Genomic DNA, 17,531 nt, shown 5'->3' on the forward strand with positions numbered 1-17,531 from the left:
GCTACTCCCAAGCGCTTATGTCCTTGTTCTCCCCCTCGCCGCCTTCCTTGCCGTCCGCTCCAAGCGACTTCAGGTCAAAAGGTTTGTTGTTGTCTCCAGGGGACTTATAGAAATACGGGTTGTCCCAGGGATCGGCTGTAACCGGCTTGGGGAGATAGGGCCCTTTCCAGCTCTTGATCGTGCCGGGATCTTTCCAGAGCACTTCCAGCTTTTCATCGGTAGTTGGATATCTGTTGACATCCAGCTTGAAGGCGTCCAGCGCCGTAACGATCATCTCCACCTGCGCCTTGGCGGTCTTTTCCTTGGCCGTGCCGAGTTTGCTGAACAGCTTGGGCGTGACCAGAGAAGCGAGTAGACCGATGATGACGATGACTACCAGCAGTTCGATAAGGGTGAAGCCATTGGAATTCTTGTATCTCATCTTGTTCAATCCTTTAGGGCTTATTCGATATTCAGGAAAAATCCAGGCGTCTTCATATAGCACAGAACCATACCCAGAATCAATGATGGCGGGATAAAGATGATTAGGGGCAGAACATGTTAATATTTGTATATTATTTCCCCTCACGCATCTTCTGCAGAATGTAGCCTGATATTTTCTCCTTGAATATTTCACGATCAAAGTTACGAGCATGTTCGGCGATACGGTGAGAATCGAAGCTTCCTGATACAGACTCAAATCGTCTGACTGCAGCAACTAGGGAGTTGACCGTCTGCTCTTCGAAAAAGAGCCCGGTAACCCCGTCCAGCACCGTTTCAAGCGCACCGCCTGCCTTGAAGGATATTACCGGCTTGCCGCAAGCCATCGCTTCCACCGGCACTATGCCGAAATCCTCTATCCCTGGGAAAATCAAGGCCCGGCATTTCCGTAAATGTTCCTTTATCACAGCAAACGGCTGACGGCCAAGCACTTGTACGTTGCCTCGCGCCAACCTCTTCACATCTGCCAGGGCTTCTCCTTCGCCGATAATTACCAGCCGTTTGCCAAGGGCATTGAATGCTTCCACGGCCAAGTCAAAACGCTTGTAACCAACCAGTTGCCCCAGAGCAAGATAATAGTCCTCATGCTCCGGCGCTACCGAGAAATCCGAGGTGGTTACGGGGGGATGGATGACATCCGCTCGACGCCGATAGTGTTTTTCAATGCGCCTGGCAACAAAATGAGAGTTCGCGATAAAATGATCAACCCGGCCAGCGGAGACATAATCCCACATTTTAAGATAGTGGATAAGAGGGAGCATGAACAGCTTAGTGACCATGCCGGCTTTTGCCCGGTAATCAAAATACATGTCCCATACGTAGCGCATCGGTGTATGGCAGTAACAGATATGAACGGCATCCGGCCTGGTTAGCACCCCCTTTGCCGGACCGGACTCGCTGCTGATTACCAGATCATATTCACGTAAATCGAGTTGTTCCAGAGCCAGAGGCATCAGCGGCAGGTAGCTCTGGTATTTCTTCCGCGCATTAGGGAGCTTCTGGATATATGTTGTGACTACCTTGTGCTGCCTGATTGTTGGCGACACGGATTCCGGATCGTAGACGTGCGTGTATATAACAGCTTGAGGGAACAGCTCGCACAAGGCTTCTACAACCTTCTCACCACCGCGCATGGTAACGAGCCAATAGTGAATTATTGCAACTTTCATGTATTTCCCAGAGATAAGTCAATTTGCTGAAATGCCACAAAAACTCCAATATTGAGTGAGTTCATATATTTTGGCATTAACAATAGGCATCCGCAACAGCTATCAGCCAATTTCACCTAAGGCGTCAAATATTGATGAAGCACACGCAGTCCATGATAACCTTTCAGCCTTTTCCAGGCCATTTCGCCTCATTTCCTCGCGCAGCCCCGGCTCAAAGATCAGCCGTCTGATACTGGCTACAATATCGGTCGCGTCATACGGATTGCAGAATAAGGCGGCCCCTTGACACACTTCAGGAAGCGACGCAGCACTAGATACAATCACTGGGCACCCACAGGCCTGCGCTTCGAGAGGGGGAAGACCGAATCCTTCATAAAATGAAGGATAGACCAGACAGAGCGCATGTTCGTAGAGTGCACGCAACTCACCATCGTTCACATACCCAACATTTACGATATTGTCTGCTTCATGGGCTTGAGACAATTTGAACACTTTCGGGTTCGCACCACCCGCGACAACCACCTTGATATCCGTATGCCCCAGAAGTTTGACGGCAGCAATTACAGACTGAATGTTCTTGTTGGGATTGGTGCTGCCGGAAGCCAATACATATTTCCTGGATGCAAGATTATACTGCTTCAGAATGTGTTCATCGGCAGGAGTGGCGGTAATATGCTCTTTCCCCTCATAGATGACCCGGATCTTTTCAGTATTAATACTGCAATAGGTTATTAATTCATTGCAGGAGAAATTGGAAACAGTAATTATCATCCGGGCAATTCTTCCCAAGAGTTTCATCAGCACTCGATACCAGAGGCGGAAAAAGAACGAATAGGCTTCAGGGAAAGCAAAAACCGCAGCATCGTGGATAGTAACAACCTGATTTCGTTTGAATAGCGGCGCCGCATTTGTCAGGCTTACCAGTACGCCATCCCGAGAGTGAAAAGGCAGTTCAAACTGTTCCCAGTAATGCCCGGTTAACCGGCCGACCGAGCGTACCGATACGGCTCTGTAATCAGGAAGTTCCTCGACATCGGGCGGAACCAGTAGTTCAAAATTGTACCCTGAGGCATCAATCTTCCCCGAGGCTATCAGCTCGTCTAAAGCCTTTATCACTTCGTGGGCGTAGCGCTGTACACCGGTGATCGACTGGGTCAGAAAGCGGCCGTTCAGATATATAATCATGTTGGTATTCCGTTTCCTGCAGTCGTAATCTGATCGAACAGTGCTGTCAGCTTCGCAACACAGACTGGCCATGAATTTTCCACACACCGCTGCCGGGCACCGGCACGAAGTCGTTCAAGCATGGGGGATTGCGAGAAGACATGCAAACAATCTGCAAGCTCACGAACATCACCTGGAAAGAACAAAACCCCATCCACATTGTCTTTTATCATCTCTGGAAGATTCCTGGTTCGAGCGGCAATTGCCGGCACCCCGAAACTCCTGGCCCACATAAGTGGACCACTCGCAGAACCGGAACCTGTCTCACGGTACGGGAGAACCAACAGGTCGATGCGTTCAAAAAAGCCCGGGAGCGCGTCATCAGGAATATACCCGGCAAAATGGACATTGGATGCCAATCCCAAACAGTTCACCTGCCGCTTCAGCTCTTCAAGATACTGGTGATCTTGCCTGAACAGCGGGACCCCGGCAATCTCCACCAGCAGGCCGTCCATGAGTAGCCCCTTTTGCGCCAAATGCCCCAATGCCGCAATCAGGATATCTATTCCCTTGCTCTTGGTGATGCTTCCCAGCACTCCCAGACGTACGGGGCGATTCGGCAGCCGTGCAGGCATCTCCATGAGTGAATCATGATAATTAATATGTTGCATGACTAGTAGGGGGTGATCGGGTCTAATTACGTTAAGCCGCTTCATCCACAGCTGCTTCCCCTTTTCCGAAAGGAGGATCCAGTGATGCCCCTGGGATATGAAATCCCGCTCAATCGATCCGCCGATTGTCCGGTTATACAGCCACCGGACAGCTCGCACGGCTACAATATCCTGATATGGATTAAAGATCGGATTGAGGTTGACAACCGTTCGTGGAGGGTCGTGAACCGTTACCAGTGTGGCAATCTCAGGGGCCACGGCCTTGAGACCGCGTAGAGAGTGAAATACCTGGAAATCGCCTACTCCCATTTCAGCAAAAACCAGTGCGGCTGACTCCTGCTTGACGAGGTCAGCCAGCCGACTACCCAATTGCAGCGCCAGTCTGTTTGGAGTTACGGGATCTCCGGTTAAACAATCCGAAGCATCCACGAGAACGTAGCGGCCATCGCCATACCGGCAAAAAGCCTCTATGATCCTGTTAGAATACGCCCTGACACCATTGCCTTCCATCATGGGCGGTCTGACGTAAAGAACGCGGCGCTCCATATCAGCCGCCAGCCAGAATATCGGAGATAACGCCGGCAGTCGTCGCGGCACTGCTCTCCCAGGTGAACCGTTTTGCCCTCGTGCGACCCTTGGCTATCATCTCATCCCGGAGCGTTCGGTCCTCCAGCAGCTCCCTGATTCTCGCGGCAATGTCTTTGTAGTCATACGGATTGCAATAAAGTGCCGCATCACCGCACACCTCCGGCAGCGAACTGCAAGCCGAGACTATCGCGGGACAGCCGCATGCCATTGCCTCGATGGTAGGGAGACCGAACCCTTCGTAAAATGAAGGGAGGACCAGTGCATCCGCATGGGCAAAATAACGTCGCAACTCGCTGTCAGCCACATACCCGGTAAAAACGATTCTCTGGGTCAGGCGGTGGGCCATAGCCATGGTCTCTTCATCAGCAGTGATGAACCCTTCTTTTTTCCCAACGATGACCAGATCATGGGGAATACTCTCACGAATGGCATCAAAAGCCCGTATAAGTCCTTTCAAATTCTTGTGTGGCTTTACATTTCCGACAAAAAGAAGATACGGTCGTTGATGCGGGGAGGAAGCGCGTTCAATGGCAAACCAGGCCGGGTCAACCGCATTGTAGGCAACCTTGATGTCATCACGACGAAGGCCTGTCATTCGGATCAACTCGGTGACCGTATATTTGGAGGGGCAGAGAATCGCCGACGCCTTGCGCATCAGGGTTATGAACATGTATCTGGCATATAGGCGCTGGTGCAAACCTTTGAGATAATGTGCCATGGTTAAATGGAAAACATCATGGACCGTAACGAGCAACTTCGCCTTTGAGAAAAGGGGAATGTTGTAGTGGGGAGACCAATACAAGGCAGTATCAGCAGGGATGAGCCGACAAATGGCAAACTGCTCGCTGATGGAATAGATGGGGGAGTTGCACGAAATGATATCTACCTGCTCGGCGACGCCAGTAAAGGGCTCAAGTTCAACCGGGTCCCCGAGAAGAGTGAACCGGCAACCGGGAAGTCGCTCCATGACCAATGGGACCAAATTGGACAAGTAGGTCCCGATCCCTGAAGCATGAAGCATGCGTAGGTCAATCGTTATATTGTCAGTATGTTGACTGCCCATTAAATGATGCTGCTCCTAAATGCAGAAAACATTTCAAAAAGTGAGGAGACCTTATCGTTAATCAGGCTCTCAACAATGAAGCGTTGTTTTTTATCCCGGTAACCCCCATCAACATTCCGAGAATTAGCCAGAAATACATATTTACAAAATCAGGGACCGAGACAAACATGAGTATCAATGCCGTAATCAGTGCCGTGACCAAGCCAGCCATGATTTTCGATATATCATCATTACAGCGGTATTTCACAAGATGTAACGCAGGGAAAAGAATTACAATGACAAATGCGACCACAAAAAGTGACAGACCAATGATTCCTGTGTTGGCGAGTAAAGTTGACCCCAGATCAAAAGTTCTGTTACTGGCAAAACCGGAACCCATAAAGTATGTATCGATCAAGACCTGAATACCGTGGAAGAATGACCATGAACGTTCTACTCCAGACTCTGACTGCAATTTTTCGACCGTCAGCTCATTAATCCCCCTGACTATCCCTGCCAAATCCAGATCCAGCCTGTTTATAACCGTCAAAAACACCCCTGCAAAAAGAACGGCCATGATACCGATCTGAGCAGCAAGATAGCGCAGTGCCCGCCCCAAACGTCTGCTCGCCAACGCCACCAGGAGCGTCAGCACAATCGCAATGAAAATACCGAGAAAGGCCGTGGTGCTGGTTGTAAGAATGGCTGTGATGATCATGATGAACAGAAGGGTCTTCTGGGTTGCAGGTTTCAGCGGATAGAATTCAAGGACATTGAACACCATTACCATGGTAATCATTATGGTAAGGAAGTAGCCGTATACCGACGGCTCCTGAGCAATAGACGATATCCTCCTCAATATGGCAATTCTCTGGTCGAAACCATGGCTGTATCCGGGATGGTTATTAAACAACCATTCCGGATACAGGCCCCCAAAGAAGCTAAGGACATAGGTAATTATTCCCCACACTATACTGAATATGGTTACTTTCATAAGAATGGAGACGCATCTCTTGGCAATCCCCAATTCTTCCGTTTCATTGGCGACTATGAAGGAGGTCACCATAAACAGGGTAAAATATATGAACTGCGTCACCGTGTATGCCGGGATTTCGCCACTATAATCCTGGTCATTGAATGCTGGATTGAACAGGATATAGTCGCTTCCCGCAAGCACAAGTATCAGAGGCAGCAACAGGGTCAGAAGACTATGAAGCCACGTAAACAAAAAACCTAGATAGCAATACTTCTGCAAACCACAGATTCTGATCCTAGACGTACCGGTCAGGCACCGGATGAAAAATGCACCCATCAAAAGCAATGAGACAAAAAACGCGGGGGCCATTCCGAAAAGGGATCCCTTGAACTCGATGATGGTGGCAGCGGTAAATGGCGTAACAACCGCGAAGAGATACAAGAGTTTTCGAGTATTCAGCCTGACAAACCAGTATAGGCCCAGCGGGACAACAATTATTCCCATCGCTGTCAACATGGATCAGCGCGCCGCGGCTGCTTCATCAATAGCGATTGAGAGCATTTTGGCCCCAGATTGCCAATTCCAGTCAACCAGAGAGGTAACAGGCTGCTGAGGGACTATCTTGCCACGAAAGATTAGTTCGAGCATGTCGTAAATCCCCTCATACGAGGTGCCGTGAAAAAGCGCATGTTCACAACACGCCTCGTGCAGTGCCGGAATGTCTGAAACAACAACTGGTGTTGAACATGAATAGGCTTCGAGAACCGGCATACCGAAACCTTCATATAGCGAAGGCATAAAGAACAAAGTAGCCCCGCTGTAGAGAGCTGGCAGATCTTCTTCGGGCACATATCCGAGACGATGCACCAGGCCCCGCTGCTCAAGCCTTTGGAGTCTAGTCAATAAATTCCCATTGCTCCAACCTTTGCCGCCGACTATGACAAGACTGGGAACGTCCACATCTGAGGACTCAGCCAGGTCACTATACGCTCTGAGGAAGGCATCAAGGTTTTTTCGGGGTTCCAGGGTGCCGACAATGAGATTATAGTTGGTGCTAATATTGTATTTTGCCTTGACGGCACTCACTTCCTGATCACTTCTCTTGGCATACATGGGACTGACTCCCGGCTTGATAATGGTGTCAGGTATTCTGCCATAATATGCATGAACCTCAGCAGCGGTGGAATTTGAAATAGAAACTATTCTGTCCGCTTTTTCGATAGAACGCTTTGAAAACAGCGCGAGCGCAGTTCTGAACAGAAAAGGCATAGTCGACGGATATCGTCGCCACACAAAATCGTATAGAGTCAATACCGTTCCAATACCGTTCAAATTAGGCGGAAGCAGGCTTGTCGTCGCCCAAAACACATCGATATCGTATTTTTTCAAAAGCCCGGGACCCTGCGCCATCAACCAGATTATGCCACTTTTACTGATGGGCCCCTTTGAAACAAACTTATTACAGTGTTTCAGATCAAGAGCGAAGTCCTTATGCGCAAACAGATAAAATTCATCATCAGGTCGGATGGTAACAAGTTCCTTTAGTAGATTGAAACAATAGTTTCCAACTCCTGTCATATTCCCGATAAAACATTTTGCATCAACGCCTATTCTCATAATTATGCAATCACTTATCTGCAGTCAACATTCGGTAGCCCTCAAGTATGCTTTTTATTGAAAGCGCAAATTGACTGGCGGAATAACCGTTAATGACAAACTGTTTTGTCAAACTCAAGATCATATACAAAACGACTACATTTTTTAATACTGGGATGTTTTTGCAAATAAAATAAACCCTGTTTCTATTCCCGTATTTTATTGAAAAATCTGTATACTGACCTCCTGTCGAACTGCTTACTTTGTGATAAAGGCTGAGTTCTGGCAATAACTTCATAATCAATCTATGTTTTTTTGCCCTATAACAAAAATCAACATCGTCGAAATAAACAAAGTATTTTTCATCCATAAGGTCTATCTTGTCAAAGACCGTAGATTTTATCAACATGCAGCATGTAGGGGCATATTCAATATTTGTTACATTATCGTATTGCCCTGAATCAACTTGGTTAAAGCCTACATGTACGTTGTAATAAAACTTCAATTTACTGAAATAGCCGCCGGCAAACCAAATTCGCTTTGGGTCATCATAGTACATGATCTTTGGCACTGTCATATCGCACTGATATTTCTTGAGTCCAGAAAGGAGAGAATGCAATAGCTCATTATTAAAGACAGTATCATTATTGATTAACAATACATATTCACAGTTATTATCTAACGATGCCCTAATACCCTGGTTGTTTCCTGCAGCAACGCCAACATTAAGTTTGTTTGGCAATATAACTATTCTTTCGTCTTTATAACCGGACAGTTTATCCAGCGTGGTGTCAGTTGAGGCGTTATCGACAATGTACAGCACGAAATTGTTATGGGTCTGGGAAAGGATTGATGCCATGAAATCATCAATTATATCTCCGCTGTTGTATGTTACAGTTACCACCCCAATTTTTTCAGCCCTTACCATGCATTAATCCTTTTGCGCGCATTTCCTGCAATGAAGCCTCATATAAATCTGTTTCAATTGCTTGCTGTTCTGTCCACCGTAAAAACGCTTGCACCCCTTCCCTGAATTTCCAACAAGGGACATAACCTATCTCTGCATGGGATTTGCGAAGGTCGGCAAGATTATGCCGAATGTCCCCAACCCGGAATTCCCCTGTGATTTCGATTTTTGACGAACTGGAAAAGAATTCGACTATCTCATGCGCCACGTCCAGAACTGTTGTTTGCAATCCGCTGCCGACGTTGACAGCAGTGACCGCCTTGTTTTCCGGTCTGATGCAACGCCATGTGGCCTCAACCACATCATCTATAAAAACAAAATCACGGCTTTCCAACCCATCTTCAAATATACGGATAGGTTTTCCAGTACGTGCAAGGTTGGAAAATATTGCCAGAATGCCGGTATAGGGGTTGAGTAATGACTGGCCCGGACCATAGACATTCTGATAGCGGAGTGCATATCCGGAAATGCCTAATGATTGCGAAAACATTAGAACCATTTGCTCTTGAAACTGTTTGGTAAGCCCATAATAGGAAGAAGGGGCATAAGGAGCCGATTCATCGGTCGGCAGCGCTGTTATCGGGTGACGACAGAGGTGGCAGCGAGGCTCGAACTGCCCGTTTGCCAGGTCCTCGATGATCCGGGGCCCCGGGAATACTGGGCCATGCTCACTGCATGAATACTTCCCTTCTCCATAGATTGCACGGGAGGAGGCAACAACGACCTTGCCGACTGAATAACTGCCATTCACCAGGCAATCGAAAAGAACCGCTGTCCCATCGAGATTCACTTCGGTGTACCGGCCGATCTCGTACATAGACTGACCGGTACCGGTCTCCGCAGCAAGATGCACAACGACATCTTGGCCCTTGAGAGCATCGCTGACAAGCAATTTATCCCGAACATCACCCCTTATCAGCCGGACCCTCCCGGCAATTTCAGCCTGAAGGTTGTTACATTGGCCATGAACCTGCGGGCTGAAGTTATCCAGCAAGGTCACAGTACACTGCTCCATGAGGAGTTTTCGTGTCAGATGGGTGCCGATGAAACCGGCGCCACCGGTAATGAGAACATTCATTGTCTAGCGACTTTCTCCCATTGTCCGGAAATAGTATTGTATCGCTTTATAGCAATAGCTGGTGATCCGGCAACGAGGGTGTTATCCGGGACATTATTGGCAACCACACTATTAGCAGCCACTATGCAGTGCCTGCCAATGGCAACACCCGGCAAAATTACGCTGTTATTATATAGATAACTCTGATCGCCTATAGAAACTGGCTTTACTTCTATTTTCTGCCAATTGATAGGAGTGTCAATATCTTCGTACAAATGATTGATATCTGTTATGGTTACATTTGAAGTAATCACAACATTGTTGCCGATAATAATACTGTTTGCACACGTAATATGAGCATTCTGATGTATTTGTGAGTAATCCCCAATTCTAAATTCAGGCTTGAATCTTGAATCACCATATGCATCCAATATTTCAATTCTGCAGTTTTTGAATATTATGACATTACTTCCTATTGTTATATATTTAAGGCCAGCCAATAAAATTGGTTTATCAATATAGCTTTTAGCACCTACAGATTGCATGAATAAGCTATATAGATAACGTGCCTTTAATCGCAAATAAATAATTTTTATTAAGCCAAATAGCTCATATAAAGTACTGTCGGACAATTTTTTTATTATATTAGAAATCTTCATGGCTCTGTTTATTCGTCTTTAAGTCTCACTTTAAGCGAAAAGTAAGTTCAATAGCATCACCTTGCTGTAAAACATTTACCAGTTTTGCAAGCCATTGCCCCAGAAGTCGTGCGGGAACGAAATTTATAAGCGCTCCTTCCGACGAAGTTTTGTTGGAGCGCCTGTTAAGGAAAATCTGCAAACTGCCTATTATCCCGGAATAATCTGCATTATACCGTGTTCTCACTCGGGCAAAACCGTGCTTTTCCGCCATTTTTGTCAGCGTTGCAACACTGTAATTATAGGTATGCACCGGAGCTCCCAAATACCACCAATATTTACCAAATATCTTTGCATTCAAACTGTCGATATTGGGTACGCCGATGTGCAACAGCCCATTGGGGCTGATTATTCTCCGCAGTTCCTCAAAGGTTTCATTAGGATTCGGGATGTGTTCAAACGAGTGATTCGAGCGGATAAAATCAAAAAAAGATGACGGCAATTTCGCTTCGAGTAACGTCCCGCCAAAGATTTCGAGACCATACTGTTCCCTGCCAAACTGTGCGGCCTTCAGGCTTGGTTCGACCCCCCACACTTGCCAGCCGAGCCTGCGGTATTCAGCGATGAACTGACCACTGCCGCATCCGATATCGAGCATCCGGCCCGGTTTTGAAAAAACCGGGTCTTTCGTTTTTATTTCCATTCTTAATAGATTCTTCAGGACCCCCTTGATCCCGCTACTGCTCATATGTGGCTGGTAGGCATAAAAATCATCGGGATAAAAGGCCGCAAGTTGGCTTTCAGTAGGCATTGGGGACAAAAAAACAAGTCCGCAGTCATTGCATCGTGCGATGGTGAATTCACCGGGGATGCCGTAGTGACGGTCTCTTGTCTCACACAACAGTGAAGACTGCTTTGATCCGCAAAGTGCACATGCATACCATTGCGTACCTGCTTTTCCCATTAACTCAGACATATGAAACACAACCTCAGAGCAACCGAAATCAAATATCAAGAAGTTATACCAAATACCTAACCGCCGGTAAATCCGGGCGGTTTCAAATCGAAGATATCCTGATTTTATCCAGAAAAGTCTTGCGTTCTTCCGCGTCAAGGCCATAAAGCATGATTGCGAACACTATCAAGGTACTGATAAGCGCAAATAGCAGGATATTGATCTGCCATCCGGTACCTATGAAGAACTCGCAGCCGACATAAAGGGTCACCGGCAGAAAGCAGAGCAGCGGCTTCAGAATACCTTGCCAATAGTAGGTTCTGAATTGAAAAGCTATTTTATCCTGAGTGCGGGACATATTGAGCAGTAATTGACCCGTCAACCCGGCAATACTTCCGACAACAGTTCCTACTGCAACACCTAGTGCACCGAGCAACCAAGCGAGGAGTATACTGCTCGAAATATTTACTACCCCTTCGATCAAGGGGGTGAGAAGTACCGCCCTCTGGCGACCGGTTGCAATCAATAACATTGCATACGGCGATGCAATGAGACGAATGATGTTGCCGACTACAAGAGCCTGGAGGATTAATGTCCCCCCCAGAGCATAGTCCTTGCCAACCCATACCGTCAGAATTTTCCCCGCAAAGATGACCATGGGAACACTGATCAGCAATAGGACCAAAGAACAGATACGGGTGCTCTTAACGAGCAAAGAACCGACCTGTTGCGGTGTCCCTGATGCTGATAATGCCGCTCCTGCGGGAATCAGAGGGCTCAAGACTGCATTATGAAATCCAAGGATTAACGTTATTAAACTTGTCGCAACAGTGTAGTAGGCAACCGCCTTAAAGTCGAACACACCGACAATGGTAGTATCCAGACCGGTGATCATGAGCATTGCCACACTCCAGACCGTCAAACTCGTACAGTAGGCAATAAGTTCTCGCATCGATGCGGCAGCGACACGCTGAATTGAGATTATTACGAAACGTGCCTCCTGTTTATAGACATACCATTGCCAACCATACGTAACAAGATTAGTGACCGCAAAAACGACGGCAAGAGCCGTCAGTTGCCCCCCTTGAATAACCGTGAGAATGAGCAAGCACCCCTGCACCGCCTTGCTGACAACGGCGATTTTTGCCGGGATCTTATTTCGCTGTAAACCGACAAAAATGGCATTGGTCGCATTGAACGGCAGACCAAGAGCCAGTGAGCACCCAACAAGCAGGAGAGCAATGCGCGCATCACCTACTAAATTCACCGGCATTTTATGGAAAATCGAGGGCATCTTCCAGGTGAGAATACCCACCATGATAAAACCAATGACTGCGGCGACAGTTAGAATGGCAAATGCGGAGCTGACAATGCGGTTTCGCTGTTCGTCTTCGCTCAGCTCGGTATAATGAGCGACAAACCGACCAATTGCCGTCTGAATCCCGAAGTTGAGATAGCCCGTGTAAGCACCGATTTGCAGGACAAGCGCCCAGGTTCCATAAACTTCGGTTGTCAAGTACCGCACCAAGATTGGCGGTAAAACGAGAGCCATGAGCGCCGAAGCGGAACCACTGGCAACATTGGCCAATGCGTTGACTATAAAGCGTTTGCCGCTGATACCCAATAACAGCCTCCTTTTTCATTGAATAGACTGGGTACCGTCGAGACTATACAGAAGAACCGTCATACAGCATGAATTGGGGCACGGTGTTGTTTTTCACCTGTTATTGCTTCACCATCATGTGAACCACGTCCCTCATCCCGCTCCTCGCCTTCCATCCCAGCACCCTGAGCGCTTTTGCAGGATTGCTGCGACTGACCATTATCTCGGAGGGACGGAGCAGGGAAGGATCGCTTATGACATGGTCATGCCATTCGAGATCGACACAGCTAAAGACCTCGGCAATGAAATCCTCCAGAGTGTTGGTCTCACCTGTTGCAATAACATAGTCATCAGCTCTTTCCTGCTGAAGCATTAGCCACATTGCTTCCACATACTCCGGAGCATAGCCCCAGTCTCGGGCTATGGAGATATTCCCCAGACGAAGACGTTCTCCGCTTCCGGATGCTATCCGTTTGGCTGCCTGGATAATTTTCTGTGTTACAAACCGCTCGGGGCGAAGCGGAGATTCGTGATTGAAAAGTATTCCTGTGCAGGCAAAAAGCTTGTATGCCTCCCGGTAATTGGCCACTTCCCAGTAGGCGGTGGCCTTTGCAACGGCGTATGGGCTTCGTGGATGAAAGGGTGTCTGCTCGTCAGCCGGCTCACCCATAGTGTTGCCAAAACATTCGCCGGATCCAGCATTGTAAAGCTTTACTGGCCTACCAATGAATCGTATGACCTCCAAAAGGTTGAGGGTGCCAACACTGATGCTTTCAAGCGTCTCCACAGGCTGATCAAAAGATAGACCTACTGAGCTCTGGCCTGCAAGGTTGTATACCTCGTCCGGCTGAACCTTTGCCATGGTCTGTAGAACGCTACGGAAATCATTCATAGCCATTGAATGGAAGGTGGTCCTTCCCTTGATTCCAAGGCGCTCAAGATTGGTAAACCCGGCCATCTGGGCATCGCGGGCTGTGCCATGTACTTCATAACCTTTACCAAGCAAAAGCCTCGCAAGATAAGCTCCATCCTGGCCCGATACGCCGCATATCAAGGCTTTCTTAGTTGGACACTCATGGTCTGATGAGATTGAAGTCACTTACATGCTCTCTTTTTTTGTTGCGAGATTACCCGATTCATTGCCGTGGCGCATTATAACGCCAGAACCGGCATCCCAGCATTCGCTCTGCAGAACGGAGAAACTTTCCGAGCGGCTCTTTGCAGCGAAGGAGTTCCAGAAAATCCGAAACCGAATATCTGCCGATAAACGGCAAAGCGGCTATGCCAAGGCGTTTCCGGATCATAGCTCGATACTCGGCACGGCAGATTCGCGTTTCCTTGGCACTAATCCCGTCAATGTCATTATATAACGCCACTGTTACTGGAAGATACTTGAACAGATACCCTCCATCGGTCAAACACCTAATACACAAATCCCTGTCAGCAACGATCGAGTAAGAAACATCATACATGAATCGGGAAAACACGCTCCGGGGAAAGAAGACTCCCTGATGGTTTATCCCTTTGGCAAAGAACTCATAGCGATTGAATGGGCCATTATAAGCTCGCTTACTCCCCATATAAAAAACATCACCATAATAGATGCTCTCTTCACTGCTCAAAACAGGGACGATGAAGGCCAGACAGTCCAGCATCAGGTCATCCGATCCGATAAAATAGAGCCAGTCCCCTCCCGCAATAGCCACCGCCTTGTTCAGAGCGTGATAGATTCCCTCGTCCGGTTCACTTACCCAGCAATCTATCTTGTCATCGTATTTGCGCAGGATATCGACAGTTCCGTCTGAGGAGGCTCCGTCTACGACTATGTATTCAACATTGTCATATGATTGTGCAAGGACACTATTTATACACTCTTCTATACAGTAGGCCCGATTCCGGACTGCGGTTATAACCGTGACAAGCGGCTTGTCCGGCACGGAGGCCTTGTAGTACCCCTGTTTGCGCAATCCACCATCGCCAACCCTTTTTTCAGATGAAGGTATCTCTTGCAGCGTTTTCGGACGCTGGGCAGTCAATCTCCTTGTTGTGGAATATGTGGGATTCAAGCAGATCATAAATGCATGGGGGATCATCGCCAGATCCGTATTTGCCTTTTGATCGTCTGCCAGCGCTGACGATCTTCCTCCCCCATTTTTTCGGCATATTCGGTTGCAACGGCGAAAACGATTGACACAAAAAAGGAGCAAACTGTTGTCAGTATAACGATCAAGGAACGCTTGGGCTTACTTTTTCTGATCGGAACGACAGCATCATCAAGAACCTGTAGAGTCGAAGTTTCCTTTGCTTCTGCAACTTTTGCAAGTTCATACTGTTTTGTGAGCTGCTCGAATACCGCCTCCTGAACCTTCAGATCACGCATGAAACGAGCATACTGCATGCCGAGACTCGGGATGCTGCCAACCGTTGGAATCCCCTCGCCCCCATCAGCATATCCGGCATACCGGCTGATTTCGCCGTGCAGACGACGAATAGCAGCCAGCAAAGTCTTTACTTCGGGACTCTCGTCGGTCTGGTAGCTGCGCAGACTCGCAAGTTGCACCTCACGTGTGGCAAGTTCGGCCTTGAGCCTGGCAACCCCCTCGATTGAAGCCTTTGCCTGGGAATCGATTTGTATTGCCTTGTTCTGTTGGGCAAACCCCTTCAAAGCCTCTTCAGCCTTTTTCAGGTCACCTTTCACAACCTCCAGACGTTTTTCCAGAAATATCCGTTCGCTCCCTGCCTTGACAAGATTGAGCTGAACACTTCGTGCCAAAAGTTCCGACACGCATGCATTTGCAAGACTGGCAGCAAGTTCCGGCTTCTTACTGTTAGCCGTAATGGTGATTATGCCGTCCTTTCCCGCTTGATACTTGACAACCTTCTCAAACCTTTTGCGAGCGTCATCCATATTTTTTGACTTGAACTCGGTCTGGAGATTCAGTTTCTTGATAACAGCATCGGAAACAGACCGACTTTTGAGAATCCCGACATAAAGGTCAGAACTTCCTACAAGTCCACCCAATCCTGCCATACTAGCCAAGCCACCTAGTTGACCTAAGGCTGCGACAAGGCCACTGCCAGAATCCTTTTGCGGCGGCAGAATCCTTGCCGTCGAAGTATAGATGTTTGGGGTAAGCAACGACCATATTATTGAAATTACTGCTCCGGCAGCCGTAAATGCAAGAATAAACCGTTTCTTTTGCACTAAAACCAGTAGCAACTCTAGAAGGCTTATCTCACTTTCAAACAGGGTTGACGCTTTTTCGGATTGTTGTTTCATTAATTCTCCAAGAAATTATGACACTGCGAACAAATCCGAACTACAACCGCCACATCCTGAAACCGGCGGAGGTAAACAAGGAGCGATCATAGATCCCTTTGACGTCTATCAATACCGGATTGCCCATCGAAAGGCGTTTCAGTTGATCAATACCCCATTGCGTATACATCTGGTGTGAAACGGCCAGGACGATAGCAGCCGCAGGCTTGAGATCATCCATGGCAACCAGAGAGACACCATATTCGTGTTTTGCCTCGGACGGATCGGCCAGGGGGTCATGGATCTGGACTTTGATGCCGTAGTCTTCGAGTTCCTTGATGATATCGATTACCTTTGAGTTGCGCAGGTCCGGGCAGTTTTCCTTGAAGGTAAGCCCCAGAACCGTTACGGTCGAACCGAGGACATTATGCCCGGCATGGATCATCTCCTTCACGGTTCGCTGGGCAACGTATTTACCCATGCTGTCGTTGATCCGGCGGCCGGCAAGGATGACCTGCGGTATGTAGCCTATCTTCTCCGCCTTGTGGGTCAGGTAATACGGATCGACCCCGATACAGTGGCCGCCCACCAGGCCGGGCTTGAATTTGAGAAAATTCCACTTGGTGCCGGCAGCCTCGAGGACGTCATTCGTGTCAATACCCATACGGTCGAAAATGAGCGCCAGTTCATTCATCAGCGCGATGTTCAGGTCTCTCTGGGTGTTCTCGATCACCTTGGCGGCCTCGGCGACCTTGATCGACGACGCCAGATGAACTCCTGCGGTCACAACCGATTCATAGACCGAGGCAACCGTTTCTAGAGTTGCCTCATCGGATCCGGAAACGACCTTTTTAATCTTGGTGAAGGTGTGCTCCCTGTCCCCGGGATTGATCCTTTCCGGACTGTACCCAACGGTAAAGTCGCTACCGAATTTCAGGCCGGAGATCTTCTCCAATATCGGAACGCACTCCTCCTCGGTAACGCCCGGATATACGGTGGATTCATAAACAACAACATCACCGGGCTTGAGAGCCCGGCCGACCGTTTCGGAAGCCCGGCACATCAGCGTCAGATCGGGCTGGTTTGCTTCGTTGACAGGAGTCGGCACAGCCACGATATGAAAATCAGCGGATGCCAGATCTTCGATCCTGTCCGTGAAAAGGATGTCGGCGGCCTGCAATTCCGCGCCGGTCACCTCGCCGGTCCGATCGATACCGTTACGAAGTTCTGCAATCCGAACCGGGTTGATGTCGAATCCGATCGTCCTGCGAACCATGCCGAATGCAACCGCAACCGGAAGCCCGACATACCCCAGCCCTACAACTGAAATAATCCGAGAATTATTCATGCAGACCTCTTTAGTAAC

At 48.3% G+C, this 17,531-nt stretch carries 17 protein-coding genes; 1 reads left to right on the top strand and 16 read right to left on the bottom strand.

What is annotated here, in order from left to right; all coding sequences use genetic code 11:
• Position 1: 1 nt before the first annotated feature.
• The 5 genes from gspG to OR1_RS02505 all read right to left on the bottom strand — a co-directional run bounded on the left by gspG (position 2) and on the right by OR1_RS02505 (position 4,874).
• The gene (gene gspG / locus OR1_RS02485; RefSeq protein ID WP_041969747.1) at positions 2 to 421 is read right to left on the bottom strand and encodes a type II secretion system major pseudopilin GspG; all 420 of its coding nucleotides are present in this window, start codon (positions 419 to 421) and stop codon (positions 2 to 4) included.
• A 133-nt stretch (positions 422 to 554) separates the two neighbouring features.
• On the bottom strand, positions 555 to 1,649 hold the full coding sequence (locus OR1_RS02490; RefSeq protein WP_041969748.1) for a glycosyltransferase family 4 protein: 1,095 nt from the start codon (positions 1,647 to 1,649) through the stop codon (positions 555 to 557).
• A 102-nt stretch (positions 1,650 to 1,751) separates the two neighbouring features.
• Positions 1,752 to 2,834 carry a glycosyltransferase family 1 protein gene (locus OR1_RS02495; RefSeq protein ID WP_041969749.1) on the bottom strand — a complete coding sequence of 361 codons (1,083 nt, stop codon included), beginning with the start codon at positions 2,832 to 2,834 and terminating at the stop codon, positions 1,752 to 1,754.
• A complete protein-coding gene (locus OR1_RS20525) occupies positions 2,831 to 4,081 on the bottom strand; it encodes a glycosyltransferase family 4 protein (RefSeq protein ID WP_152609783.1) in 1,251 nt (416 codons plus the stop codon). Before OR1_RS20525 ends, OR1_RS02495 begins: the two co-directional genes overlap by 4 nt.
• Positions 4,032 to 4,874 carry a glycosyltransferase family 1 protein gene (locus OR1_RS02505; protein WP_237754215.1) on the bottom strand — a complete coding sequence of 281 codons (843 nt, stop codon included), beginning with the start codon at positions 4,872 to 4,874 and terminating at the stop codon, positions 4,032 to 4,034. Before OR1_RS02505 ends, OR1_RS20525 begins: the two co-directional genes overlap by 50 nt.
• On the opposite strand from OR1_RS02505, the gene OR1_RS22670 reads away from it, so the two are divergent.
• Entirely contained in the window at positions 4,857 to 5,081 is a 225-nt protein-coding gene (locus tag OR1_RS22670; RefSeq protein ID WP_237754218.1) for a hypothetical protein, read from the top strand. The two genes, OR1_RS02505 and OR1_RS22670, sit on opposite strands and share 18 nt — an antisense overlap.
• A gap of 115 nt (positions 5,082 to 5,196) precedes the next feature.
• Here the strand turns inward: OR1_RS22670 and OR1_RS02510 are convergent, their stop codons facing one another.
• The 11 genes from OR1_RS02510 to OR1_RS02560 form a co-directional block, all read right to left on the bottom strand.
• Positions 5,197 to 6,369, bottom strand: a complete 1,173-nt coding sequence (locus tag OR1_RS02510) for a hypothetical protein (protein ID WP_152609784.1) — start codon at positions 6,367 to 6,369, stop codon at positions 5,197 to 5,199.
• A 240-nt stretch (positions 6,370 to 6,609) separates the two neighbouring features.
• Positions 6,610 to 7,707 carry a glycosyltransferase family 1 protein gene (locus OR1_RS02515; RefSeq protein WP_052440209.1) on the bottom strand — a complete coding sequence of 366 codons (1,098 nt, stop codon included), beginning with the start codon at positions 7,705 to 7,707 and terminating at the stop codon, positions 6,610 to 6,612.
• 10 nt (positions 7,708 to 7,717) lie between these two features.
• Positions 7,718 to 8,614, bottom strand: a complete 897-nt coding sequence (locus OR1_RS02520) for a glycosyltransferase family 2 protein (RefSeq protein ID WP_041969752.1) — start codon at positions 8,612 to 8,614, stop codon at positions 7,718 to 7,720.
• A complete protein-coding gene (locus tag OR1_RS02525; RefSeq protein ID WP_041969753.1) occupies positions 8,601 to 9,731 on the bottom strand; it encodes an NAD-dependent epimerase/dehydratase family protein in 1,131 nt (376 codons plus the stop codon). The genes OR1_RS02520 and OR1_RS02525 overlap by 14 nt, the downstream gene beginning before the upstream one ends.
• A complete protein-coding gene (locus OR1_RS02530) occupies positions 9,728 to 10,369 on the bottom strand; it encodes a DapH/DapD/GlmU-related protein (RefSeq protein WP_052440210.1) in 642 nt (213 codons plus the stop codon). Before OR1_RS02530 ends, OR1_RS02525 begins: the two co-directional genes overlap by 4 nt.
• Positions 10,370 to 10,394: 25 nt before the next feature.
• A complete protein-coding gene (locus OR1_RS02535; RefSeq protein WP_160295200.1) occupies positions 10,395 to 11,324 on the bottom strand; it encodes a bifunctional 2-polyprenyl-6-hydroxyphenol methylase/3-demethylubiquinol 3-O-methyltransferase UbiG in 930 nt (309 codons plus the stop codon).
• 82 nt (positions 11,325 to 11,406) lie between these two features.
• Positions 11,407 to 12,927 carry an oligosaccharide flippase family protein gene (locus OR1_RS02540; RefSeq protein WP_041969757.1) on the bottom strand — a complete coding sequence of 507 codons (1,521 nt, stop codon included), beginning with the start codon at positions 12,925 to 12,927 and terminating at the stop codon, positions 11,407 to 11,409.
• 100 nt (positions 12,928 to 13,027) lie between these two features.
• Positions 13,028 to 14,005 carry a GDP-mannose 4,6-dehydratase gene (locus OR1_RS02545; RefSeq protein ID WP_237754202.1) on the bottom strand — a complete coding sequence of 326 codons (978 nt, stop codon included), beginning with the start codon at positions 14,003 to 14,005 and terminating at the stop codon, positions 13,028 to 13,030.
• A gap of 37 nt (positions 14,006 to 14,042) precedes the next feature.
• On the bottom strand, positions 14,043 to 14,942 hold the full coding sequence (locus OR1_RS02550) for a glycosyltransferase family 2 protein (RefSeq protein WP_160295201.1): 900 nt from the start codon (positions 14,940 to 14,942) through the stop codon (positions 14,043 to 14,045).
• 53 nt (positions 14,943 to 14,995) lie between these two features.
• Entirely contained in the window at positions 14,996 to 16,186 is a 1,191-nt protein-coding gene (locus OR1_RS02555; RefSeq protein WP_041969758.1) for a Wzz/FepE/Etk N-terminal domain-containing protein, read from the bottom strand.
• 40 nt (positions 16,187 to 16,226) lie between these two features.
• Positions 16,227 to 17,513: a nucleotide sugar dehydrogenase gene (locus OR1_RS02560; protein WP_041969759.1), complete on the bottom strand. Its 1,287-nt coding sequence runs from the start codon at positions 17,511 to 17,513 to the stop codon at positions 16,227 to 16,229.
• Positions 17,514 to 17,531 lie beyond the last annotated feature (18 nt).

Origin of the sequence: Geobacter sp. OR-1 (assembly GCF_000813145.1) — a bacterium.
In the GTDB taxonomy this organism is placed as follows: domain Bacteria; phylum Desulfobacterota; class Desulfuromonadia; order Geobacterales; family DSM-12255; genus Geoanaerobacter.